Genomic DNA, 24,530 nt, shown 5'->3' on the forward strand with positions numbered 1-24,530 from the left:
TATTAGTTTTTTATATATCAAGAAAAGTCGTTTTATAATTAATAAAAATTGATATCTGATAAATTTTATCCTAGCTCAAGATTCAAATTTATGCAAATTCTTTAAATGAAATTACTAATTTATATCAAATAATTATGTTTTTAAGAAAGTTTATAACAATAAAAATTGTGATAAATTTATAAATATATGTTAAAAATAGGCTTTTATACCCAAAATAATCGATTTCTTAGAATATTCTTAGGTTAAATAACGAAAAAAGTTGAAAAATAACAAAAATAATGAAAATTTATGTTGACTTAGCTGAATAAAGCATTTTATCATAAATTTAAAAGGTTTTTATCAAGAAAAGTCGTTGTTAAGTACCGAAAGGTGTTGATATAAGTATGGGCGCAATTTGTGCCCGGTGGAGGTAAAAAGATGAAAAAAAATGTTGGAAAGTGTAAGCTGCGGATAGCAACTTATATTTTGGGTACGGCACTTTTATTTGCAGGCTGTGATCTAAGTCTCAATAATGAAAGTGAGCGTTTGAATGAAAATGATGAGACATCCATTGCAAGACAGATGCTGAATTCTGGTGTAAGTGTTCAAACTTTGCTTAATGCTGGTGTAGATGTACAGACTCTTCTTGCTTCAGGTGCAGATTTATACAACTCTGGAAATACAACTGATGACTGGCTCGGAAGTGATGAAAAAGGTTATCTTTTGAACGTGTCAAAAGTTGCATCTTCAACTTATATTACAGATGACACAACTTACGGAAAGGTAATTGATGCTTATGCTGCACAGAGTACAACAACAGCTCCAGATATAACTGGTGCAAAAATTACTGCTTCAAATCCACTTGCAGGAACTGATGCAACTTCTGTTACTCTTTATGCACGTGTGAAGAATGCTGAAGGGCAGAATGGTTACGATACTTTATTAGGTTTCTGTAAAGCAGGTTCCGAATGGACTTACTGTGGTATCTATGAAAGTGGAGCTATTCATGCAAATTCAGCCGGTTACTTTGATGATATGGCTAATCTTTGGACTGATGCAAACTGGCATACTGTCGTTATCGTAATGAATGAAGCTACTTATAGTTTTTATATTGACGGAGTAGCAAAAGTTACAGAGGGAACAATTACTGATGGCTCAAACTGGGCAAATACATATTGGAGTGCAACTGCAGATACGTTCAGTGTCGGACCTGGTTTGATTTGGGCTGCTGGTTATGTTGATGAAGGTGCTTACATTTCAGACGTAGCCTTGTTCCCACGTGCACTTACTGCTGATGAAATTGCAGCACTGGAAGTTGAGTAATTTTTTGAAATTAAATAATTAGAAATTTAAGGATAGTAATATTATGAAACTTAATAAAATAATTACAGGAGCAGCACTTCTTTTGTGTGCAGCTTCTATTGGAGCTCAGAGTTTAGAGCTTCATGGTGAGGTTGATGCAACCGCTTATGGTGTAGGACAGACTTTTTCAAAAACTGGTGATGCTGATTGGGATCATACCGATGCAAGAGCAGGTCTTGAAGATGACATTGAAAAAAGTTTTTATCGCGTTGATTTAAAACTTAATGCAGCAAATTTTGAATTTAATCTTGGATTAAAACTTCCTCTTAATTTAAATGATGACAGCGAATATTACACTGATTATACAGATTCCTATGATGGTACACCTTTTTATCAGGGTAATATGAAAGTTCAGTTCTTCAATCAGCAGATGAATGTATTCCTTGGAAAATTTGAAGACTTTAATGCCGGTTATATTTTTGACGGCTATGTTCTTGGAAGTCAGAATATCCGTAATCTTGCAGACCGCAAGGAAGGTCAGTATTTTACTGCAATTGAAGTTACTCCTTATATCATTCGTGGTCTTCGCCTTCTTGCTGGTATCCCTATTCTTCCGGTTGGCGGAAATGGTGTTCAGAATGACCGTGAATCTAACCAGTGGAAAAATCTCTATAAAAAAGTAAAAGTTGCTGCTGGTTACGAGCTTGAAGGGGTAGGAAAATTTACTGCTGGCTGGAGACCTGGAACTTATTACACAGGTGTTAAAGCTTATGATGCTTCTTCAAGTACATCTGCATTTTTGGATAACTACTTTGGCGAAGCTTTTGTTCAGGCTGATTTGACAAAACTGTTTGATACTTTGGGGCTTGGAATTAAGTTCAATGTAAGTTATGACTTCCGCTACCGTGATGATGCATCTTATAAATCATTTGGAATGTCTAATGGTGCTCTTTCTTACGAAACAAAAGAACATTTTGCTGCTGCCCATTATTTCGGACTTTCAGCTGATTTTAGCGAACTTATTCCTCTCAGTGAGCTTAGTCTTGCTGCAGAAAGCCGTACCTTCTATGCAGATGATGACTACATCGCAAGTGATGAAAAACTCTTTATGCAGCAGCTTGGTCTTTCTGGAGAGTGGAATTTCTCTGGAACAAAACTTTGTGCCGGCCTTGATTTTGTAGGAAATTATGCTCAGGATGCAAACGGAACTGCATTTACATATTCAGCTTCTGATGGCTATGCAGCTATTTCTCGTGATCACTTTGATGATTTGCAGATTGGATGGAACAATATGCCTTCTACCTGTGCTCCTGCTTCAGGTGATCCTACAAAATATATTGGCTTGTACTTTGCTCCTTATGTAAAGTACAACTTTGCAAACGGTTATGCTAAAGCTGGTATTGAAGTTTTGTACTCTGCCGCTATTGGCAAGAATGATACAAATACTGCTGTTAGTTACCGTGTTCCACTTGGCCTTGTGTTCAACTTCTAGAACGGAGGCATAAAATGAAAAAAAATAAGATTTTGATTTCTATGCTTGTGTTTTTGCTGGCAATTGCTTTTTCCGGCTGCAACATGGAATTAAGAAGTTCTCTGGGGGATGAACTGGAGACCTTTACTGAGCAAAAACTTACTAGTGGAACTATTGATATTAGTGACAGTGTAAGTGTTATAGGAACTGTACAAAAAAGTGCCTGTAACGAAAACTCTACATTTTACTGTAGTGGTTTTAAGGCTGGTGACGGCGTTGCTGTGAGTTTTAATATGTTAAATACATATGATAGCGACTGGACAGATGTTTTAAAAACTGTGCAGACAGTAATCAGACTTTCAACAATGGATTATAAGCCGGATGGAACTTATAAAGATAATATCTATGAAGCCGCTGCAAGTGTGGGAGTTGATTTTCCAGACTATAGTACAGCCGCATATCAGATTTATTATAACAAGGCTTGTTTTGTAACTATCAGTTTTAATACAGACGGATCTATTTGTTTCTATCAGAATGGAAAACTGGCACTCACATATGCAGCTTCTACAACTTTTAATGGTGGTTCTGTCAAAGTTGAAGATGAAAATGCGGTATTCATAAGTGATATTACTGCCGGAGAAACTATGACTACAGGTATTCAGATGAAAAATCTGTATATAACACAGGCTTTGAATGATACAAATGCCGCTTTGCTTTACAGCTATGATGCGGCTCAGGACTAAGGGGGCAGTGAAATGAAATTGAACAAAATTATTTTGGGTGCTGCGGCTCTTTTTGCTGGAACTATTTCATGGGCACAAAGTGTTACGCTTCATGGATACAATGATTACACTGTTTTTGGTGTAGGTCAGCAGTTTGCCCGCGAAGGAACTGGAGACTGGGATCATACAGAAGCTTCTGCAGAACAGGGGTCCTTCTATAACGGACGAACAGAATTGAACTTAAATGCAGTTGCTGCAAATTTGAACTTTAATATTGGAGTTCGTCTGGATAGCAGTCTTGGAGAATGGTATAACCTTTATTATGATTATAACACTGCTACTGCTGTAAAGTATGCAACCATGTTTCATCAGGCTAATTTAAGCGCAAGCTTCTGGAATGGTCAGATTGTTGCCTATACTGGAAAATGGGAAGAGTGGAATTGCGGATATATTTATGGTGGTTACGCTTTAGGTGCCCAGAATATCCGTGATATTGCAAGCCGTTCTGAAGGGCAGTATTTTACAGGTATTGAATGGATTCCAGTTTTTAATCCTCTTACAGGATTTAGAATTCTTGCGGGTCTTCCTTTGGCTCCAAACTATTTAGATGAAGATAACTGGAATATTCTTTACAAAAAGACAAAGCTTCACGCTCAGTATCGCTGGCAAAAATACAACATTGTTGTAAATACAGGCTGGCATCCTGGTGAATACTACACCGGAGTTGATGACGATAATGCACGTACTGCAACAAATACGTATTCTAAGAGTGCATTTGGTGAAGCATACATTCAGTTAGATTTTCCAACTTTGTTCCAGTATTTCCGCTTTAATGCAAGCTATGATTTCCGTTATCGCGATGCAGAAGCAACAAAGTTTAATGGAGATGTTGAAAGTAAGTTTGCAACAGCTCATTACATAGCATTTTCTGGTCAGACAAATGTGATTCCAACATGGACATTCAACTTTGAAGACCGCTTGTTCTATGCAGATGATCATTATATTGCTGCAAATACTAAGCTGCTTTATAACATCACAGGTTTAGCCGCAATTCATGCCATTCCAAGTACTTCTTATAAGATTGGTTTAAATACAAACATCATGTTTGCATTTGATAACAATGGAAAAGCATTCAGCACAAGCGGAAGAATCAGCTCTGGTTATGCAGACGATTTATCAATGGGCTGGGACTGGATGCAGGCTTGTACAGAAGCAACTGCTGATGGAGGGCTTGGAAAAACTCTTGAGACAGGAAAACCTGGAAAATATTTTGGATGCTATGTATATCCATATTTTCAGAAGGATTTCCAGAATGGATACTTCCAGACTGGTGTTGAAATCCAGTACCAGCGCTTTGAAAGTGCAAACACTGTAGACGGTCTGGTTTACCGTGTTCCTTTCAAGTTCTGTTTCTGGTACTGACGACGGCGTAAGTAAAATTACAGCCGGCGGTTTGTCTACTGTCGTCTTAACCAATTCTGCTCTGCGGAATTGGTTGTGGCGGCGGTTATTTTTATGATTTTTAGACGGATTTTTTTTATATGAAAAAAATAATTCAAAGTGCTGAAAAAGCCTTTTATTCTGCTGCAGCAGGACTTTTTGTTTCTTTACTGTTTTTTTCCTGCGCCTCTTATGACAATTCGTCAGACAGCAGCTCTGCTTCAGGTGTGATTGCAGATTATGTAAAGACAAAATATTCAAATGGTACTTCTGATTCAGGGCAATCTCAGAGCAACTGGAAAATGGCAAACTGCCACGATCCAAAACTTTTCCAGGATGATGACGGCACATACTATGTATATTCAACCGATGCTTCAACTGGAAATATCGGATATACAGGTTTAAATGTCCGCTATTCAAAAGATCTTGTTAATTGGACTGTCAGCTCAAAGTCCTGTATTCAGGGCTATTGGGATGAAGATTTTCTGGCATGGGAAGGCTTTACAGCTTCTTCAAATGAGACTGTGCAGAATAATACATCTTATACTGCTTCAAGCTGGGCACCAACAGTAATTAAGCAGAATGGACTTTATTACATGTATCATGGTGTAAATGCTGATGTAGCTCATACTTCCGGTACTAACTGGGCTTCTTCCATCGTACTTGCCATTGCTTCAAGTCCTCTTGGACCTTTTTATCCTGCAAGCTATGTTTCAAGCTATAGCGGCAGTGACAGCAATGTGAATGCAATAAAGACCAAACTGGAAAATCTTGGCGTAAACTACAGCCAGAACTTCCTTGTACGCTACAGTGCAATGAGCGGAAAAACGCGCACAGCAAATTCTTCTCTTGATGGAAATGAGATTGATAATCCTGATTACAGCGATTCAAATAACAGCCGTCTGGGCTGCATTGACCCGGAATTTGTTTTCGATATTTCTACAGGAAAGCTTATGGAATATACAATCGGAAGTAATATCTGCTATGCAATGATTTACGGTTCATGGCTTTATGGTATCGGTTTAATCTATGTGGATGCAATAAGCTTAAAGCCTGTTGCAAACGAGGCTTTTTCCTATACCGACAGCAGTGAGAACTCAGTTTCTGTTACATTAGGCGATGAATTGGATATGAGTCTGGATCAGGCAAATAAACTTGCTTACCCGTCAAATTCTTCTGCCTATCACCTTATTGGAACCCGCATTGCCGGCGGCTACGGAGCAGGCTACGAAGGCGCCCAGCTCTTCTATAACAGTGAAACCGGTTATTATTATCTTATTACTTCATGTGGTGGCCTTGATTATGAATACCGCTGTACAGTCAGCAGAAGTTCTTCAATTGAAGGTGGGTATGTGGATGCCGGCGGACAGAGCATGCTCCTGACCAGCAGTAATGCCAGTTCATACCATTCATATGGTTCAAAGATTATTGGAAGTCATGTACTTTACAATGAATATTCATTCAGAAGTCAGGGCGGACTCAGCGTGCTGCGAGGTAATAATGGAAAAATTCTCTTTGCCTGCCATTCCCGCACCAATTTCCAGTACGGCTATTACTTCTACCTGCAGATTCATCAGATGTTCTTTAACGAAGACGGCTGGCCGGTTTTGAATCAGAATGAGTATTACAGTGACTTCAGCGATTATACTTCAGATGGTACTGAAAGTCTTACAAAACTTTCTCTAGATGATATTGCAGGAACTTACGATACAATCCTTACTGTCCGCGGTTCAACTTCCGGTACCTTTACATCTGGTATGAATGAAAGTGCAAGTGTAGCTAGTCTTGAGGATGCAGAGCCTACAGAAAGTAAGACTATGAAAATTGCCAGTGACGGCTCAATCTCAGGTTCTAATTACTCTGGAATTGTAGAGCTTTCTTCTGACGGATACAGTGCTGTTATTACCCTTAAAGACGCCAGCGGAAGTGAATTGGGAACTTTCAAGGGATACTTTATGTATGCTCTTGACTGGGCACGAAAGGGCAGCAGGGTAGACAGATATACAATCACCTTTACAAGCCTTTCAAGCACCGAATCTGATGCAGAGGCTGGTGAATATTTTTGGGGTAATAAACGCTAGAATTTAATGTTTTTGGGAAGTCTTGATTTTTTTAAGACTTCCTATAATCTGTAAGCAAGAGATGATTATATGAAAAAGAGAACTTTTTATGCATTATTTTTTACAACTCTGTTAAGCTGCCTTGTTATTTCCTGTGCCTCTCTGCCCCAGGTTAACCTGACAGATTATTCTCCTCTTGCTGTGGCAACGGTTTATGCCAATACCGGACTTCCCTGGTATGAAGAAGACCGTTCTTCAGCATACGATGTACAGCAGACTGGGGATGGTCTTATAACCGGCATTGTAAACAGGGCAATAGACAGTAAAAACCCGGAATATACCCTCACTCAGGAGCGCATTGACGGCGCAGAAAAGTCTCTGGCTTCAGCCTTACGAATGTGCGGAGTTTCTGTAATTCAGCCGTCCACAAATCCTGATTTTTCTTTTTACAAGAAAAACAGCAAAGCTTCCGGTGGTGTTTTTTCAGGAACAAGTGCAGCTGCCACCGGTTATCATATGCGGACAAACGCAAGCCGGGCTCTGGCAAGAAAAATTTCCCAGGAGGCCGGGGCAAAATCCATTCTTTATGCAGCCTTTACCTTTCAGAAGGTTAAGGTCAGTGATGACGGACTTCATATAAAAGGCCTTACTCCTCGAGTAAGCTTAAAAGTGTTTGCCTCTGATGCCTCTGGAAAAATAATTTTGAACAGTGAGTATAAGTCTAACTGCCGTGAATGGGTTTCTTATCGCACTGGTGATGTTTACGATAAAGAAGAACTTTGCGCTCTTATACCTTCCTGCATTAATGATGTGGTTTATCAGTTTACTTCAGATTTCTGTGAAAAAATAGAAGGTGTTGAACCTGTTTTAGAGGATGAAACATCGGCCCTTGTTTCTGATGATTCAGCTTCTGCGGCTAGCAGAAAAGCTCGTGTTACGGCAAAAAGACTTCTGAACAGTGGCTTTACTGTTGAAGAAACTGCTGAACTCACAGGACTTTCTGAAAATGAAGTCAATAAACTTTTAGAAGAGAATTAAAAAAAATCTTCCTCCGTGTTTTGTCCTTCTTTTTGCGCGGTGGAAGTAAAAATAATTAAAAATAACTTTGCCGTGACTGTCTTGTTCCTAATCCTTTTGTGCAGTCACGGCTTTTTTTTGGATAAGGGGAGGAATATGAAAAAAATATTTTTATCTATAACAATTTTGCTTGTGGGAGTTTCTTTAATGTATGCTCAAAAAATCAACTTAGAAAAAGATTCCTTGTTTGAAAAATCACAAAGGCTTGGACTGGAATATGTTTTGGAATATGAGCCTGACAGAATGCTTGCCCCGTGTTACAGGGCACTGGGGAAAAATCCTTGTGCTATAAATTATGGCGGTTGGGAAAACAGACAGATTCAAGGGCACATGCTGGGACATTATTTAAGTGCCCTGAGCGGCTTTTATTATCAGACTGGAAAACAGGATGCAAAGGAAAAGCTGGATTACACAATAGACCTCATAAAAGAGCTTCAACGAAAGGACGGATATTTTGGAGGAATTCCTTCAGATTCTTTTGATAAAGTTTTTTATTCTGGCGGTAATTTTGAAGTTGAACGTTTTTCTCTTGCAGGCTGGTGGGTTCCCTGGTATTCAATTCATAAAATTTACGCAGGTCTTATTGATGCTTATGTTTATGGCGGTAATGAAGATGCTTTACAAATTGTATTTAAAATGGCTGACTGGGCTATAAATGGTACAAAAAATCTAAGCGATTCTTCAATTCAAAAAATGCTTACCTGTGAACACGGTGGAATGTGTAAAGTCTTTGCAGATTTATACGGTATTACAGGAAATAAAAAATATCTTTCTGAAGCTGAACGCTGGATTCATCATGAAATAATTGATCCTGCTTCAAAAAAAGAAGATAAACTTCAGGGGTATCATGCAAATACTCAGATTCCAAAATTCATAGGAATTGCACGGCTTTATGAGCTTACTGGTAAATCTGAATACAGAACTGCCGCAGAATTCTTTTTCGAAACCGTTACAAAAAACAGAAGCTATGCAATTGGAGGAAATTCTAAAGGTGAACATTTTGGGCGGGAGTTTGAAGAGCCTTTAATGCGCGATACCTGCGAAACTTGCAACACATACAATATGCTGGAGCTGGCAGAACATATTTTTGCATGGAATAAAACTTCTGATATTGCAGATTTTTATGAAAATGCCCTTTATAACCATATTCTTGCTTCTCAAGATCCGCAGACAGGAGCAAAAACTTATTTTGTGAGCATGCAGCAGGGCTTTCATAAAGTTTACTGCAGTCATGATAATGCAATGTGGTGTTGTACCGGTACAGGTCTTGAAAATCCTTCCCGTTATAATCGTTTTATAGCCTGTGATTTTGATGATGTCCTTTATATAAATCTCTTTATTCCTGCAACTGTAGAAACAGAGGATGGCTGGAAGGTAAAAGTTGAAACTGATTTTCCATATGATGCTGCTGTAAAAATCAAGGTTCTGGAAAGGGGAAAAGAAAATAAAGGCTTGAAAGTTCGTAAACCTGGCTGGGCTGATAAGATGGCTGAAAAGGCTGGGGAAGACGGATATATTGATTTTGGAAATCTTTCTTCTGAAAGTGAAATTGAACTTAGTCTTCCTATGAAGCTTAGTATTTATAAGGCTAAAGATCACTCTGGAAATTTTGCTGTAAAATACGGACCTTTGGTGCTTGCAGCCGATCTTGGAAACGAAGATTTACCAGAAGATATAGTTGATGACCATCTGATTTATATGAACGTAGGAAGTAGTGAATATGTTGAAACTGTAAGACAGGATTTAAAAAGCCCTGAAAAGTGGATTAATCTTACAGATACTGCAAAGCTTGTTTTTACAATGCAGCCTGATTCTGAAGATTCGGAACTGAAATATATTCTCCGTCCTTTTTATGATATTCATCATGTCTATTATACTGTCTATTTTTCTTCACAGAAGCAGGAGGAAGATGAGAGAACAAAGGCTTTTAGTAAAATTACTCTTGATTTTATTGAATGTGGACGCCAGCAAAGTGAGATTGAACACAAGTATAAAACTTCGGGGACTAAAATCGGTTATTTAAACGAAGTTGACATGAATTATAGGGTGTTTGAAAGTAAAGATTCATATCTTTCATATAAATTAAACTGCCTTTTAAATCAAAAAATCAAATTAGTAATTAGTCTTTATGCTAAAGATAAGGGAAGTTTTTCTGTTAAGTGTGGAAAAGATTTAATTCAGACTTTTGAAGCTGATGGACAGGGTAATGGAATTAAAGATATTTATATAGATCTTCCGCAAAAGGCTGTTAAATCTAAAAAGGACTTTGTAATTTCCGGAAGTTCCGGTATGAAGATTTTTGAAATCCGTGCCGTAAAAGCTGAAAATTAAAAAAAACAAGGGGATGTCTAATTAGACAGCCCCTTATTTTTTTGTGGAAATTAATAATAAGTCTTCAGCACAATTCCCTGGTCGTAGTTTCCAAAACCTTTTCCAAAGATATTCATGCCGCCTACATATTGTGAATCTTCTTTTACTCCGATTCTGACGCGGATTGAATGATGGTCCTTCAGGTGGATGTCTTCAAGTTTTACGTCAGAAACTTTCATGCCGTCAATAAAGCTTCCTTCGTTGTTAATTGAAAAGTGCTTGAGCAGTCCGTAAGCGCTTCCTTCCGGCTTCCACCAGTCAGGAGTATATTTTCCCTGATGGTCGCCGTAATCACCAGGGCATGTCCAGGTAAGGATTTCAGTTTTGTTAATCCAGATTGTAATGTCACTTGGCCAGTTTGGATTTGTTCCCGGAGTTTCTGATGAAAGTTCCATGCTCAGCTCAAGTTTTGTAACTTCGCGTGGGTCAGAAAGGGTATTGTTAGGAAATTTATATTCAAAAGAACCTGTTGTACACCACAAAAGTCCTGCTTTCATGCGTTCAGGATTTAAGAATGAGTCTGGTAAATCAAGCATACCAATGATTTTCTGAGGAGAGCAAAGACCGCAAGGCGCTGATACAGAATAATCGGTAAAAAGCCCGATAGGCATTTCAATTTCAACAAAATTCTTCTTTGTATTTTCCGGCTCAGGGAATTTTACAAGAATTTCATTAAAAGCCGGTGAACAGATTTTCTGGTTTCCTTTTTTTGCTTTAGCGGATTCCGTAATAAGAAGACCTGCTTCTTCAAGAATAGAAACGTTTGTTGCAACCGTAGACTGGGGCTGCTTCATGGTTTCTGCAATTTCATTAATATTCAGCTTTTGTTTACGCAAAAGTTCCAGCATCTGGATTCTTGGTTCACTTGCCAGTGCTTTTAGTACGTTTAAATCTTTCAGCGGATTTATGATGAGAGTTCTCTCTGCTTCTGTTACTGTTTCCATAGTACAATAATACTACCTTGAAAATAAATAATCAAGAAAAATCGTTATAAAAACATAGTATTAAATCAATAAAAATGATTAAGTATTAAGAAATATAACAATAATTTACCTTTACAACCGGTTGCTTAAGCAATATACTGCAAATAAGTTAGTTGCAAATCAAAAATAACCGATAAAAAACAATAAAAATCAATTTACGTTTTGCAACAGTTTTCAGGAGGAAATATGAACAAAAAATTTCTGCTTGCTTCGGCTGCGGCCTTTACTTTTTGTGCAGGTCAGTTTTTTGCAGAACCGCTCGAAGCTTATGTTCGTTCAAAGTATCTGGGAACCGATAATCCGGTTCAGGGGCAGTGGGGCTCTTTAAATTGTCATGACCCAAAAATCTTTCAGGATGACGACGGTACTTATTATGTTTATTCAACTGATGCTTCTATTGGTGGGCGCGGAAGAAAAGGTCTTCAAATCAGAAAGTCAGAAGATCTTGTAAAGTGGGAATGTCTCAGCGATTCTGCCCTGCAGGATTACTGGGACGAAGCATGGATGGAATGGGTTGGTTTTGATGATGAAGATGAAGCTTCTTCCTGGGCTCCAACTGTAATTAAGGCTAACGGGCTTTATTATATGATGCATGGAATTATTACTGACCGTGTGAGTAAAAATTATCCTACAGCGGAAATTACCCTTGCAATTGCTGATAACGCTGAAGGTCCTTTTTATCCTGCAAAGATTGCTGCTGAAAACAGCGATAAAATTGCGGCGGTTTTGAAAAAACTTGGAGTTGAATATAAATCGTCTGGAGTAATCCGTTATTCAATGCAGGAAGATTTGTATGAGGATTTTTCTTCTGATAATGAAAACTCCAATACCTGTTATAACACCGGTATTTACAACACTCAGACTCAGGAAGATGGTGATTCTGTAGGCTGGCTTTCCGGTTTTGGTTGTATTGACCCTGAATTTGTGAGTGATGTTGCGACTGGAAAATTGATGGAGTATAAGGTAAAAGGGCGTGACTGTTACGGTCTTACTTATGGTTCATGGAAGGGTGGAATTGCCTTTATGTATGTGGATAAAGCTTCGTTAAAGCCTGTAAATCCTTCCGACGGAAAGGTGATTGAATATACTGCTGATTCTGTACGAGGCGCTTTTGGAACTGCAATTGGCGGCGGCTATGGCGCTGCTTATGAAGGTGCGCAGGTAATTTATAATTCTTCTACAGGATACTATTACCTTTTTGTTTCTATGGGAAATCTTGATCATGACTATCGTGTAGGAGTCGGACGCAGTAAGGAAGTTACTGGTCCTTACCTTGATGCTGGTGGAAAAGTAATGCTCCTTGACGGGCTTACTTCATCATATTTTCATACAATCGGTTCAAAGATTAAGGGAGCTTTTCAGTTTGGAAAAACCGGTAAGCCTTTCCGCTGTCAGGGAGGACAGAGTATCATGCGGGATCAGGAGGGGAAAATTCTCTTTGCCTGTCATGCCCGTACAAACTTCCTGCCGGGCTGGTTCTTTTATCTTCAGGTAAATCAGATGTTCTTTAATGAAGAGGGCTGGCCCCTTCTTGATCAGAATGAATATTTTCCTTTGGAAGAAGGTGAAAAAACTTCTGAATTTACAATGGAATCTGTGGCTGGAACTTATGAAGTAGTTCTGACTGTACGTGATAATAAAACAGGACCTTTCAGTGGTTTTGCTTATGGAGAACCTGTAGATGCAAATCTTGCAGATGCAAATCCTACTGTATCGAAAAAGATTGTTATAGATGCTGATGGAAAAATTTCCGGAGCTTATTCGGGAAATCTTGAATTAAACGGGAATGATGAAGAGGGCAGACAGTATATTACAGTAAGTTTAAAGGATTCAAAATCTTCTGATTTAATCGGAAATTTCAAGGGTTTTGTATTTGATTCTTACGACTGGAATGAAATGACAGGTAAAAAAGCTAGAAAACTTTCAATTTCCCTACTGGATTCTGAAAAAACTGGTGAATATCTCTTTGGAAATCGTTCTGCACCGGCAAAAGCTAAGAAGGGTAAGAAGTAATAACGGTTTGTTGTATTAATAACAATAATTTTCGATAAAAAACGTAAAAAAATGTTAAATATCGAAATAAGTTGTTGACAACGAAAAAAATCGGTATAAAATTAAAGTATAATTAAAAAATATGTTTTAGGAGGACGTATTATGAAAAAGACTTTAGCCGCTATTGCTGCCGGCTTGCTTTTTGCAGGAGTTGCTGTTGCTGATGAAATCACTTTGATGATTTATGCACAGCCTCAGGAAAAAGAAATTTTGAATCAGGTTATCGACCGATTCGAAAAAACACACAAAGGTACAAAGGTAAACTTTATTACTTCAACTCAGGCCGAATATGACCAAAAAATTCAGGCTCAGCTTGCTGCTAATCAGCTCCCTGATGTTTTCTACTTGGGACCAGGTGCTGTTCGTCTTTATGTAGATAACGGAAAAGTTCTTGACCTTGCTCCATATGTACAGAATGCAGAGGGTGTAGACTTCTCTGATCTTTACGAAGGTGCAGTTGACTGCTACCGCTATGATGGCGCAATTCTTGGACAGGGAAAAGAAATCTGGGCTTTGCCAAAAGATTTCGGACCTTTTGCCCTTGCTTATAACAAAACAATGTTTGAAAAAGAGGGGATTCCTCTTCCAAGCAAAGACGTTCCTTACACATGGAAAGAATGGATGGATGTAAATGAAAAATTTACAAAAGATAAGAACGGTGACGGTCAGGCTGATCAGTTTGGAACTGGTTTGAACGTTCGCTGGTCATTCATTCAGTTCGTATGGGGAAACGGTGCAGATTTCCTTGATGCTACAAAAACAAAGGTTGATATCACAAATCCAAAATTCGTAGAAGCTTTGCAGTTCTGGGCTGACATGACTCTGGGTGGAACAGTAATCGACGGTAAAAAATACGGTCCTGTAACACCATCTGCTTCACAGGCTCAGTCACTTGATACATACCAGCGCTGGCTTAAAGGTGAGCTTGCCTTCTTCCCAGCAGGTCCTTGGGACTTGGCAGCTTTCAACAAAACTTTGAAGTTTGAATATGACCTTATTCCTTGGCCAGTTCACACAGATAAAGCTTTGACTGCTACATGGCGTGGTGGTGTTGGTTATGCTGTTGCTGCAAACGCAAAAAATCCAAAGGCTGCTGCTGAACTTGCTTTGTTCCTTTCTGCTGATAAAGAAGCAAACAAAATGTACTGCGATAAAGACCTTCAGGTTCCTAACTTGAAGTCTATGGCTGGACGTTATGTTGCAAAGGGAAGTCCTGCTAACCGCCAGGAATTTTTGAACATCATTTCAAAAACTGGACGTGCATGGCCTCAGGACTTTACCTACACTGCAGACTGGTTTGATGAGTTCTTCATTGGTATTCAGAAGGTTCTTGATGGAAAGATGACTGCTAAAGAATACTGCGAACTTGAACAGCCTAAGATGCAGAAAAAGCTTGATAAAGGTCTTGCTCGCGCTCGTAAAGGCAAAAAATAATATCTTGTCAGAAATCTGACTTGATTATAAGCGTTTTTGGCGTCGTTTTTTATAAGATTTATGCAATTTTTTAAGGACGACGCCATTATTTTAAACTTTTTTAAGGAAAAAAATATGTTAATGGCTAAAACTGAAGTTAAAGAGACGGTTTTAAATACTAAAAAGAAATGGAATGATGAAGCAAGAGCCGGGCTTCTTTTTGTATTGCCACCAATTATCGGCTTTTTGCTTTTCACAGCAGTTCCATTTCTCTTCTCAGTTTATGCCAGCTTTACCAGCTGGGACTCTATGACTGATCTTACATCTCTGTTCTCAATGGACGAAATCGACAGAGAGTATTTTTATATTGGTTTTGAAAATTATAAGGAACTTTTTTCAGACGGCGATTTCTGGCGCGCTCTGTGGAATACCTTTTTCTATATGATTGGAATTCCAATCGGAATGATCTGGGCTTTTGCACTGGCTGTTTCTTTCAATAAAACAATTCCAGGTGTAAAAGTATTCAGAGTTATCTATTACATTCCGGTTGTAAGTTCTATTGTTGCAATTTCTCTTTTGTGGAAATGGCTTTATAACGGTGACTATGGTCTTTTGAATCAGTTTATCCGTACTGTTTTTGGTGTTCAGGGACCTAACTGGCTTGAAGAAGCTCATACTGTAAAGCCTGCTATTATGGCAATGTGTGTATGGCGTGGAGTTGGTGGTACAGCTCTTCTTTACCTTGGCGGATTACAGAATCTTCCTAAATCATATTTTGAAGCTGCTGTAATTGACGGCGCAAGTAAGTTTACAATTTTCAGAAAGATTACCTGGCCGCTTGTTAAGCCTATTTCCTTCTTTATTGTTGTAACTGGAATTATTGGCGGTGCTCAGATGATCGTTGAGCCTCAGATTATGGCTCCTAACGGTGGTACAGATTACAGCGCAGGTACAATCGTATTCTACATCTGGCAGCATGCCTTTGGTTCTGCTGATGCAAAAGGTTACGCATGTGCTGCAGCCTGGGTACTGGCAATCATTATTTTTGTTGTAACCGCAATTCAGTTCAGATTTGGTCCTACAAGCGACAATTATCTTGAATAGGAAGGGGGATAAAATGACTACGACTTTTACTTCGACAAAATATAAGGGAATCAAAAATTCCGAAATAAAATACATGGACGCATTCAGAACTTACTTTTTCCTTGTAATTGGTGCGTTTTTGATGATTATTCCTCTTATCTGGATGCTTTTTTCAGCACTAAAGACTCCGGCTCAGTTCCTTACAACTCAGCTTTCTCTTGCCATGCCGGAAAATCCTCAGTGGAAAAACTTTACTCAGCGGGTTTGGGAAATGAACCCGAAATTGCAGCTTGGTATTTTGAACTCAATCATCATTTCCTTTTCTACTATTATTGTAGGTTCCTTTGTTTCGTCACTGGCAGCTTTTGCATATTCTAAACTTCATTTTCCTGGAAAAAATAAGCTTTTCCTTGCAGAACTTGCCACAATGATGATTCCTTTTGCTGTAATCATGATTCCTCAGTTTATCATGTATGCAAGAATCGGCTGGCTTAATACCTGGTATCCTCTTATGATTCCGGGAATGCTTGGTAACGTAAGCATGATCTTCTTTTTACGTCAGTACATGAGCGGTATTCCAACATCTATTGTAGAAAGTGCCCGAATTGACGGTGCCGGTTTCTTCAGAATTTACTGGCAGATTATCCTGCCAAATGCAAAACCTGCAATTGCAGCTCAGGCAATTTTGTGGTTTATGGGTGCCTGGAACGATTACTTTGCACCAAGTATTTATCTTAATGAACCTAAAAAGCTTACTGTTCAGGTTATGATCAGTCAGCTTAACGCAATGTATGCAATTCAGACAGACTATCCACTGCTTTTGACAGCATCTCTGATAGCTCTGCTTCCTGTTCTGATTATTTTTATGATTTTCCAGAAACAGATTATTGCTTCTGTTGCTATGACAGGTTTGAAATAGGGTGCTTTCAGGCGGTTTTTATGGCTTTGCTGGACGTAAAGGGGTCGGTTAATGTTCACGACCCTGAGATTGTAAAAGAAAATGGCGTTTACTACAGATTTTCTACAGGGCAGGGTATTGCTGTTGCAAAATCTGTGGATTTAAAAACTTGGGAAGACTGTCAGCCTGTTTTTAAGGAAAATCCCTTATGGACTTCTAAGGCTATTCCAGGCTCCACCTGGTTCTGGGCTCCGGATATCACTTTTCACGAGGGTGAATGGCGCCTTTACTATTCTGTAAGTACCTTTGGAAGTCAGAAAAGTGCAATCGGGCTTTGTGTAAACAAGACTCTGGATCAGTCTTCGCCAGATTTTGGCTGGAAGGATTTAGGCTGCGTGCTTCAGTCCGACCAGACTTGTGCTTATAACGCAATAGATCCCGCTGTTTTTTCGGATTTTGATGGAGAAGCTGATTATCTTTTATTTGGTTCTTTCTGGGGCGGACTTTTTGCAGTGCCCCTTACAAAAGAGGGCTTTGTTGTAAAAGATGCTCCTGTAACGAATATTGCAACGCGAAATACTCAGCCAAATCCTGTTGAAGGCGGCTTTGTTTTTAAGCACCAGGACTTTTACTATCTTTTTGCTTCTTATGATTTTTGCTGCCGGGGTACTGCTAGCACCTATCATATAGTCTGCGGAAGAAGTGATAAGCCTCTGGGACCGTATCTTGATATGTTTGGAAAGCCTTTTTTAGAAGGCGGCGGCGATACCCTGCGGGACAGTTTTTCTTTTGACCGCTGGGCAGGACCGGGACATAATTCTGTTTTTAGAGATGATGACGGAAAGATTTATCTTGTTTATCACGCATACGACAGAAGTGACGATGGAAAAAGTGTTTTACAAATTGAAGAATTGTTTTTTGAAGACGGATTTCCGTCTGTAAAGGAATAGATTATGAACTACATTGATTTGAAAGAAGAAGATGAAAAAAAGCCCCTTATAATGCAGAGGGCTGATCCATATATATATTATCACACAGACGGCTATTATTATTTTACAGCCTCAACTCCTGAATATGACAGAATTGAAATCCGCCGTGCCTGGTCAATTAAGGCGCTTGCAGATGCTCAGCCTGTCGTTGTGTGGAGAAAGCATGCTTCTGGTCCTATGAGCTGGCATATCTGGGCCCCTGAAATTCATTTTATAAATGGAAAATGGTACATCTATTTTGCCGCTGGCCGCAGTGAAGATCCATGGTGGATCCGTTCTTATGTACTTGAAAACTCAAGCCCAGATCCATTCTGTGGACAGTGGGAAGAAAAAGGGCAGATAGAAGGCCAGTGGGATTCCTTTATGCTTGATATGACTGTCTTTGAAAATCAGGGCAAGCATTATGCAGTCTGGGCTCAAAAAAGAAAAGAAAAAACTGAAAATTCGGCTCTTTATATTGCACAGATGGAAAATCCCTATACCTTAAAACTTCCCCAAACTCTGCTTACTCTTCCTGAGTTTGATTGGGAATGTCGGGGTTTTAAGGTAAATGAAGGTCCTGCAATCCTTAAACGTAATGGAAAGATTTTTCTGACCTACAGTGCAAGCGCTACAGATGCAAGTTACTGCATGGGACTTTTGAGCTGCGATGAAAATGCAGACCTCCTTAATTCTGCGAACTGGAAAAAATCAGATAAGCCCCTTCTGGTGACAGATGAAAAAACTGGAATTTTTGGTCCTGGTCACAACTCTTTTACAACAAGTCGTGACGGAAAAACTGATTATCTGATTTATCATGCCCGTCCTTATGCAGAGGTAGACCTTGATTTTGCCCTTTATGATCCAAACCGTCATACCTGGGTAAAAAAAATAAATTATGATAAAAATGGATTTCCTGTTTTTCAATAAATTTTTAGGGGAAAAGTATGAAAGAAACTGTAATTGTTGATGTAAATAATAAACTTTCAAAAATTAGTCCTGATATTTACGGACATTTCAGCGAGCATCTTGGCAGATGTATTTACGGCGGTTTTTGGGTTGGGAAAAATTCTGATATCCCAAATATTCACGGTTATAATAAGGCTGTTGTAGAAGCCTTTAAGGAGCTTGATATTCCAAACCTCCGCTGGCCGGGCGGATGTTTTGCGGACGAATATCACTGGATGGACGGAATTGGTCCTTTAGAAAAACGCAAAAAGATGGTAAATACTCACTGGGGCGGCCTTACAGAAGATAACTCTTTTGGAACTCATGAGTTTTTCGGACTCTGCGATGAGCTGGGCTGTAAACCCTATGTGTGTGGAAACGTCGGAAGCGGTTCTGCGCGGGAAATCAATGAGTGGATTGAATATATGACCCTTGACGGTGTAAGCCCTATGGCAGATTTACGAAAAGCCAATGGCCGTGAAAAACCATGGAAACTGGATTATTTTGGTGTTGGTAATGAAAACTGGGGCTGCGGCGGAAACATGAGGCCTGAATATTATGCCGATTTATACCGTCAGTATCAGACTTATGTGCGTCAGTACGGAGATAATAAGATTTTTAAGATTGCAGGTGGAGCCAATGTTGATGATTACAACTGGACTGAAACTCTTATGCGTCTTGCAGCTCCTTTTATGGACGGTCTTTCCCTTCATTATTACACCTATGAATACCGCTGGGAAGATAAAAAATCTGCAACCGGCTTTGATAAAGAAGGCTGGTACAGAATCATGCGTAATGCCTTCCGTATGGAGGAACTTGTACGCCGCCATTCAGAAATTATGGATAAGTATGATCCTGATAAGCGTATTGCTATGGTTGTTGATGAGTGGGGTAACTGGTTTGCGCCAAAGCCGGGTACAAATCCAGGCTTCCTTGAACAGGACAATTCTGTCTGCGATGCTGTAGAAGCGGCAATTATCCTTAATATTTTTAATAATCATTCAGACCGCGTAAGAATTGCAAATCTTGCCCAGGCTGTTAATGTCCTTCAGGCTCCAGTTCTTACTCAGGGTGATAAAGTTGTACTTACTCCAACCTGGCATGTCCTGCATCAGTTTAAAGGTCATATGGGAGGAACCTTGCTTGGAACTTCTGCAGCTTATGCTTCATGCGGAGTTCAGAATGTATCTGATTATAATGCAGGGCTTCGTGGAATTCAGAGAAATGAAAATATTATGGTGCCTGGTCTTAGTGTCAGTGCTTCTGTAAAAGCTTGTGATAAATGCGGTAAAGATAGATATCTTGTTACTCTTGCAAATACAGATTGCGAAAGTTCAAAAGATGTTGAAATTACCTTTGCTAATTTTGCCGGAAATCTTGATGAGGTAAGCGCAAGCCTTGTAAGCGGTGACAAGATGAACACAATAAACAGCTTTGAAAATCCTGAACTTGTTACAGAAAAAGCCCTTAGTGTAAAAGTGACTGGAAAAAATTCTTTGATGATTACTATGCCTGCTCATTCAGTTGCGGCAGTCAGTGTAAAAGCGTAAAATAAGAAAAAATTTAGAAAAGGTTTTTAAGAGGGGAATGTTATGAATACAAAAGTTATCATAAGTAAAGATTTTAAGGTGGGCGAGGTTGATAAAAACCTTTTCTCTTCTTTTGTTGAACATCTTGGACGTGCGGTATATACCGGTGTCTATGAGCCGGGACATCCACAGGCAGACGAGCAGGGCTTTCGTAAAGATGTAATTGATATGGTAAAGGATTTGAAAGTTTCTCTGGTACGCTATCCGGGCGGAAACTTTCTTTCAGGTTACAACTGGAAAGATGGTATCGGCCCTAAAGAAAATCGTCCACGTCGTCTTGACCGCGCATGGCATACAATTGAATCAAACCAGGTTGGAATTGATGAATTCTATGACTGGACTGTAAAGAGCGGAACAGAAATTATGGGAGCCGTTAACATGGGAACAGGCACTGTTCAGGATGCCGGTGACCTTGTTGAATACTGTAACTTTGACCGTGATACCTACTGGAGTGATTTACGCCGCAAAAACGGACACGATAAGCCTTTTGCAATTAAAACCTGGTGTATCGGAAACGAAATGGACGGTCCCTGGCAGATTTGTCATCTAACCGCCGATGATTACGGTAAAAAAGCCCGTGAAGCAATTAAACTGATGAAGTGGACTGATGAATCAATTAAGACTGTTGTCTGTGGTTCAGCGTCTACAAGTATGCCGACTTATCCTGAATGGGATAGAATTGTTCTAGAGCACACATACGACCTTGCAGACTATATTAGTATTCACCGCTATTTTGAAAACTTTGGTGATGATGATGAGTTCCTTGCAAGTTTCTATGACATGGATCAGTTTATTAAAACTTCTGTTGCGACCTGTGATTATGTAAAAGCTTTGAAGCGTTCAAACAAGGTTATGAATCTTTCTTTTGATGAATGGAATATCTGGTATCAGCAGAAAATGCAGCCTCATCCATGGATGGAAGCCCCTCGTATTCTTGAAGATCATTATTCTCTGCTTGATGCTCTGGCCTTTGGCGGAATGGCAATTACTCTTTTGAATCATGCAGACCGTGTAAAGGTTGCCTGCCTTGCTCAGCTGGTAAACGTAATTGCTCCTATTTTTACAGAGCCTGGAAAGGGTGCTTATAAGCAGTCAATTTACTTCCCCTTCAAAGATATTTCTCTTTTTGGTCGTGGAACTGCTTTGCAGCCTGTTGTAACTACCGGTAAAAAGATCATCGAAAAGTACGGTGAAGTTCCAAGTGTGATTTTTGCTTCTGTTTTGAGTGAAGATGAATCTGAAGTTACCGTTTTTGCCTTGAATACAGATAAAAATGATTCAAGCATTACAAAAATTGATTTGAGCGGTGTTGGAAAAACTCAGATGTTCTTCCGTACTGAGCTTTGCGGAGATGATTTAAGTGCAACAAACAGCCTTGAAAATCCTAGGGCTGTTGAACCAAAAACTGCAGACTTAGTGCAGGGGGACGGCAGCATTTACGAAGTTGAGCTTAAAAAAGCCAGCTGGAATGTGCTGAGATTTAAAATCGCCTGATAGTAGTGTAAAAACTCTCGCAAAAAGCTATAATGTAGCTATGTCTAACACAGAACTTTCTCTGCCCGAAAATCTTTCGGGTATTCATATTCATTTTGTTGGTATAAAAGGAACTGGAATGGCAGCCTTAGTGGAAATTCTATTCCATAAAGGAGCTGTCATTTCCGGAAGCGACGTTAGTGAGCGTTTTTATACTGATGAGATTATAGAAAAACTTGGGCTTAAGGCTCTTCCTTTTGGGGCTGATAATATTACTGACGAGGTTCAGTATGTAATTTATTCTTCTGCCTACAAGCTTGATAAAAATCCTGATTTGATTGAAGCCGTTCGACGCGGTATTCCATGCCTTTTGTACACACAGGCACTTGGCTCTTATTCAAGCCGCTCTTATTCCTGCGGTATCTGTGGGGTTCACGGAAAAACTTCCACAACAGGTCTTACGGGAACAATTCTTAAGGAAATTGATTTGCCTTCGCAAATTCTTGCGGGTTCTATTATCAACTCCTTTGGAAATACCTGTACCTATACTTCGCCTCTGGTAAAGGAAGCTGGCGCTGGGGCAGACGGCAATTCAAACATCTTTGTTGCCGAAACCTGCGAATATCAGCGTCACTTTATGTCTTTCTGTCCGCAGAAAATCATTCTTACAAGCGTGGAGCCTGACCATCAGGATTATTACCCGACCTACGAGGATATCCGTCAGGCCTTTGTAGATTACCTTTGCAAGCTTCCGGAAGGTGGCGATGTAATTTACTGTGCAGATGATACTGGTGCCTGCGACACAGTAAGCATTGCTTCTAAGCTTCGCCCGGATTTGAACTTAATTCCTTATGGAACACGGGCTTCTGGGGATTATAAGCTTACTTTTGGCAAAGTTGAAAACGAGCGCAATAATTTTACTCTTTCTCTTTTTGATGGAGACTTTGCCCTTAAGATGCCAGGCCGACACGAAGTAATGGATGCGGCTGCTGCAGTGGCTCTAGTTTGCCAGATTCTTAAAACTTTTGGCAAAAATCCTAAGGATTATGTAGAAAATATATCAAAAGGTCTACTAAAATTTACAGGCGGCAAGCGCAGAAGCGAGATTATAGGCCGTTTTACAACAAAATCGGGCAATGATGTTATTGTAATCGACGATTATGGTCATCATCCGACGGCTGTAAAGACAACTCTTGCGGGCTTCCGCGATTTTTACAAGGGCAGAAAGCTGATTGTTGATTTTATGAGCCACACTTATTCGCGAACTCAGGCTTTGCTTAAAGAGTTTGCGGAAAGCTTTGAAAGCGCGGACGAGGTTATCCTTCATAAGATTTATGCCTCTGCCCGGGAAAATATTGCAGATTTCAACATTACAGGCCGCACGCTTTTTGAAGAAACTAAGAAAAATCATCCTTGTGTTCATTATTTTGAAGAAATTTTAGACGCAAAAGATTTTGTTCTTTCTGAGCTGGAAAAGGCACCGGAAGAAAAATATCCTGACGGATATGTTTTTGTAACAATGGGCGCCGGCGATAACTGGAAGCTGGGAAAAGCAATTTTAGACTAAATACGGGGCGTTGCGGGGTGTCCCCGCTAGAAGGGGTAGCGAGCAACGCAGTGCGAGCGAGGGGAAGGCTTTCCCCGACAGGAGTTTTTTTATGGTAAGCATGACAGGATATGGTTACGAGGAAGTTTCATCGGAGCAGGCGGTAGTCAGCGTGGAAATTAAATCGGTTAATTCGCGCTTTCTGGATTTGACAATCAATCTTCCTCCATATTTGAATCAGCTGGAAAGTTTATTCCGCGCAAAAATTACAGAAAAGGTTGTGCGCGGTAAGGTTGATGTTTTTATCCGCGTAAAAGAGCTGGAAAGTGATGCGGAAATCTTAGCGGATATCGGGGCTGCAAAATCATATCTTGCTGCAATTAAAAAGGTTGCGGAGGCTACCGGCTATTCAACAGAAATTCCTTTGAGTCTTTTGATTTCTCAGCCTGGTGTTTTGAACTCCAACAAATCTTACGATGTAGAAAAATACCGCGCCATGATTGAACCTGTTTTTGACGCCTCCCTCAAAAAGTTCATTGCTGATACAGAGCGTGAGGGCGCAAATATGAAGGCAGACCTTGAAGCAAAGCTTACTAAGCTTGAAAAATGCGCCGCCTTCTTTAAAGAATTGCAGCCAAAAATGGAAGGCTATTTTAAGGAAACTATAACAAAGAAGTTCAACGAACTGTTGGGCGAACAGGCAGATCAGAACCGCATTATGACAGAAACTGCCGCAATGCTTGTAAAATACACAATTAACGAAGAAATTGTCCGCCTGCACAGCCACTTAGCCGCAATGCGAGCCGAGCTTAGCAACAATCCATATCCTGGCAAAAAACTTGACTTCCTCTGCCAGGAAGCCAACCGCGAAATCAACACAATCGGCAGCAAAAACCAGTTTGCAGAGGTAGGTGCAATGGTAGTGGAGGCAAAGGACTCGCTGGAGAACATCCGCGAACAGGGTAAGAACATTGCATAGTAAGGTAGACTGTGAAAAAGGCGTAGCAGGGTTCGGCTCTTGCGGAGCATTGAAGGCGATTGTTTGCATACAACGCGTAAGAAAGATACAGAGCAAGCATAGCTTGCGTCGAGCCTTCACCGCGGAGACAAGAGACGGTTCCTGCGAAAGCCTTTTTCACTGTTAACATTTATATTT

The 24,530-nt window shown here is 39.8% G+C and carries 18 protein-coding genes; 17 read left to right on the forward strand and 1 reads right to left on the reverse strand.

Features of this window, described 5'->3' with window-relative positions; all coding sequences use genetic code 11:
• Positions 1 to 417: 417 nt before the first annotated feature.
• The 7 genes from MSI_RS09290 to MSI_RS09320 all read left to right on the forward strand — a co-directional run bounded on the left by MSI_RS09290 (position 418) and on the right by MSI_RS09320 (position 10,382).
• Positions 418 to 1,302 carry a LamG-like jellyroll fold domain-containing protein gene (locus MSI_RS09290; protein ID WP_009106137.1) on the forward strand — a complete coding sequence of 295 codons (885 nt, stop codon included), beginning with the start codon at positions 418 to 420 and terminating at the stop codon, positions 1,300 to 1,302.
• Between the two features lie 43 nt (positions 1,303 to 1,345).
• On the forward strand, positions 1,346 to 2,773 hold the full coding sequence (locus MSI_RS09295; protein WP_009106140.1) for a hypothetical protein: 1,428 nt from the start codon (positions 1,346 to 1,348) through the stop codon (positions 2,771 to 2,773).
• A 14-nt stretch (positions 2,774 to 2,787) separates the two neighbouring features.
• Positions 2,788 to 3,495 (forward strand): hypothetical protein, encoded by a 708-nt coding sequence (locus MSI_RS09300; RefSeq protein ID WP_009106141.1) that lies wholly within the window; start codon positions 2,788 to 2,790, stop codon positions 3,493 to 3,495.
• Positions 3,496 to 3,507: 12 nt separating this feature from the next.
• Entirely contained in the window at positions 3,508 to 4,896 is a 1,389-nt protein-coding gene (locus MSI_RS09305; protein ID WP_009106142.1) for a hypothetical protein, read from the forward strand.
• Between the two features lie 119 nt (positions 4,897 to 5,015).
• A complete protein-coding gene (locus MSI_RS09310) occupies positions 5,016 to 6,995 on the forward strand; it encodes a glycoside hydrolase family 43 protein (RefSeq protein ID WP_009106144.1) in 1,980 nt (659 codons plus the stop codon).
• Positions 6,996 to 7,064: 69 nt separating this feature from the next.
• The gene (locus tag MSI_RS09315; protein ID WP_009106146.1) at positions 7,065 to 8,012 is read left to right on the forward strand and encodes a hypothetical protein; all 948 of its coding nucleotides are present in this window, start codon (positions 7,065 to 7,067) and stop codon (positions 8,010 to 8,012) included.
• A gap of 135 nt (positions 8,013 to 8,147) precedes the next feature.
• On the forward strand, positions 8,148 to 10,382 hold the full coding sequence (locus MSI_RS09320) for a beta-L-arabinofuranosidase domain-containing protein (RefSeq protein WP_050983922.1): 2,235 nt from the start codon (positions 8,148 to 8,150) through the stop codon (positions 10,380 to 10,382).
• A gap of 50 nt (positions 10,383 to 10,432) precedes the next feature.
• On the opposite strand, the gene MSI_RS09325 is transcribed toward MSI_RS09320, so the two are convergent.
• Positions 10,433 to 11,365 (reverse strand): transcriptional regulator, encoded by a 933-nt coding sequence (locus MSI_RS09325; RefSeq protein ID WP_009106150.1) that lies wholly within the window; start codon positions 11,363 to 11,365, stop codon positions 10,433 to 10,435.
• A gap of 225 nt (positions 11,366 to 11,590) precedes the next feature.
• Here MSI_RS09325 and MSI_RS09330 point away from each other — a divergent pair, with 225 nt between their 5' ends.
• From MSI_RS09330 to MSI_RS09375, 10 genes are all read left to right on the forward strand, one after another.
• On the forward strand, positions 11,591 to 13,417 hold the full coding sequence (locus MSI_RS09330; RefSeq protein WP_009106152.1) for a family 43 glycosylhydrolase: 1,827 nt from the start codon (positions 11,591 to 11,593) through the stop codon (positions 13,415 to 13,417).
• Between the two features lie 141 nt (positions 13,418 to 13,558).
• Entirely contained in the window at positions 13,559 to 14,890 is a 1,332-nt protein-coding gene (locus MSI_RS09335; protein WP_009106154.1) for a sugar ABC transporter substrate-binding protein, read from the forward strand.
• Positions 14,891 to 15,004: 114 nt separating this feature from the next.
• On the forward strand, positions 15,005 to 15,973 hold the full coding sequence (locus MSI_RS09340; RefSeq protein WP_009106156.1) for a carbohydrate ABC transporter permease: 969 nt from the start codon (positions 15,005 to 15,007) through the stop codon (positions 15,971 to 15,973).
• 13 nt (positions 15,974 to 15,986) lie between these two features.
• Positions 15,987 to 16,871, forward strand: a complete 885-nt coding sequence (locus MSI_RS09345; protein WP_009106158.1) for a carbohydrate ABC transporter permease — start codon at positions 15,987 to 15,989, stop codon at positions 16,869 to 16,871.
• A 20-nt stretch (positions 16,872 to 16,891) separates the two neighbouring features.
• Positions 16,892 to 17,800: an arabinan endo-1,5-alpha-L-arabinosidase gene (locus MSI_RS09350; protein WP_009106160.1), complete on the forward strand. Its 909-nt coding sequence runs from the start codon at positions 16,892 to 16,894 to the stop codon at positions 17,798 to 17,800.
• A 3-nt stretch (positions 17,801 to 17,803) separates the two neighbouring features.
• The gene (locus MSI_RS09355) at positions 17,804 to 18,748 is read left to right on the forward strand and encodes a glycoside hydrolase family 43 protein (protein WP_009106162.1); all 945 of its coding nucleotides are present in this window, start codon (positions 17,804 to 17,806) and stop codon (positions 18,746 to 18,748) included.
• A gap of 17 nt (positions 18,749 to 18,765) precedes the next feature.
• Positions 18,766 to 20,316, forward strand: coding sequence for an alpha-N-arabinofuranosidase (locus tag MSI_RS09360; RefSeq protein WP_009106165.1), 1,551 nt, complete (start codon positions 18,766 to 18,768; stop codon positions 20,314 to 20,316).
• A gap of 42 nt (positions 20,317 to 20,358) precedes the next feature.
• On the forward strand, positions 20,359 to 21,849 hold the full coding sequence (locus MSI_RS09365; protein WP_009106167.1) for an alpha-N-arabinofuranosidase: 1,491 nt from the start codon (positions 20,359 to 20,361) through the stop codon (positions 21,847 to 21,849).
• A 40-nt stretch (positions 21,850 to 21,889) separates the two neighbouring features.
• Entirely contained in the window at positions 21,890 to 23,395 is a 1,506-nt protein-coding gene (murC, locus tag MSI_RS09370; protein WP_009106169.1) for a UDP-N-acetylmuramate--L-alanine ligase, read from the forward strand.
• 91 nt (positions 23,396 to 23,486) lie between these two features.
• The gene (locus MSI_RS09375) at positions 23,487 to 24,353 is read left to right on the forward strand and encodes a YicC/YloC family endoribonuclease (protein ID WP_009106171.1); all 867 of its coding nucleotides are present in this window, start codon (positions 23,487 to 23,489) and stop codon (positions 24,351 to 24,353) included.
• Positions 24,354 to 24,530 lie beyond the last annotated feature (177 nt).

The organism is Treponema sp. JC4, from assembly GCF_000260795.1.
In the GTDB taxonomy this organism is placed as follows: domain Bacteria; phylum Spirochaetota; class Spirochaetia; order Treponematales; family Treponemataceae; genus Treponema_D.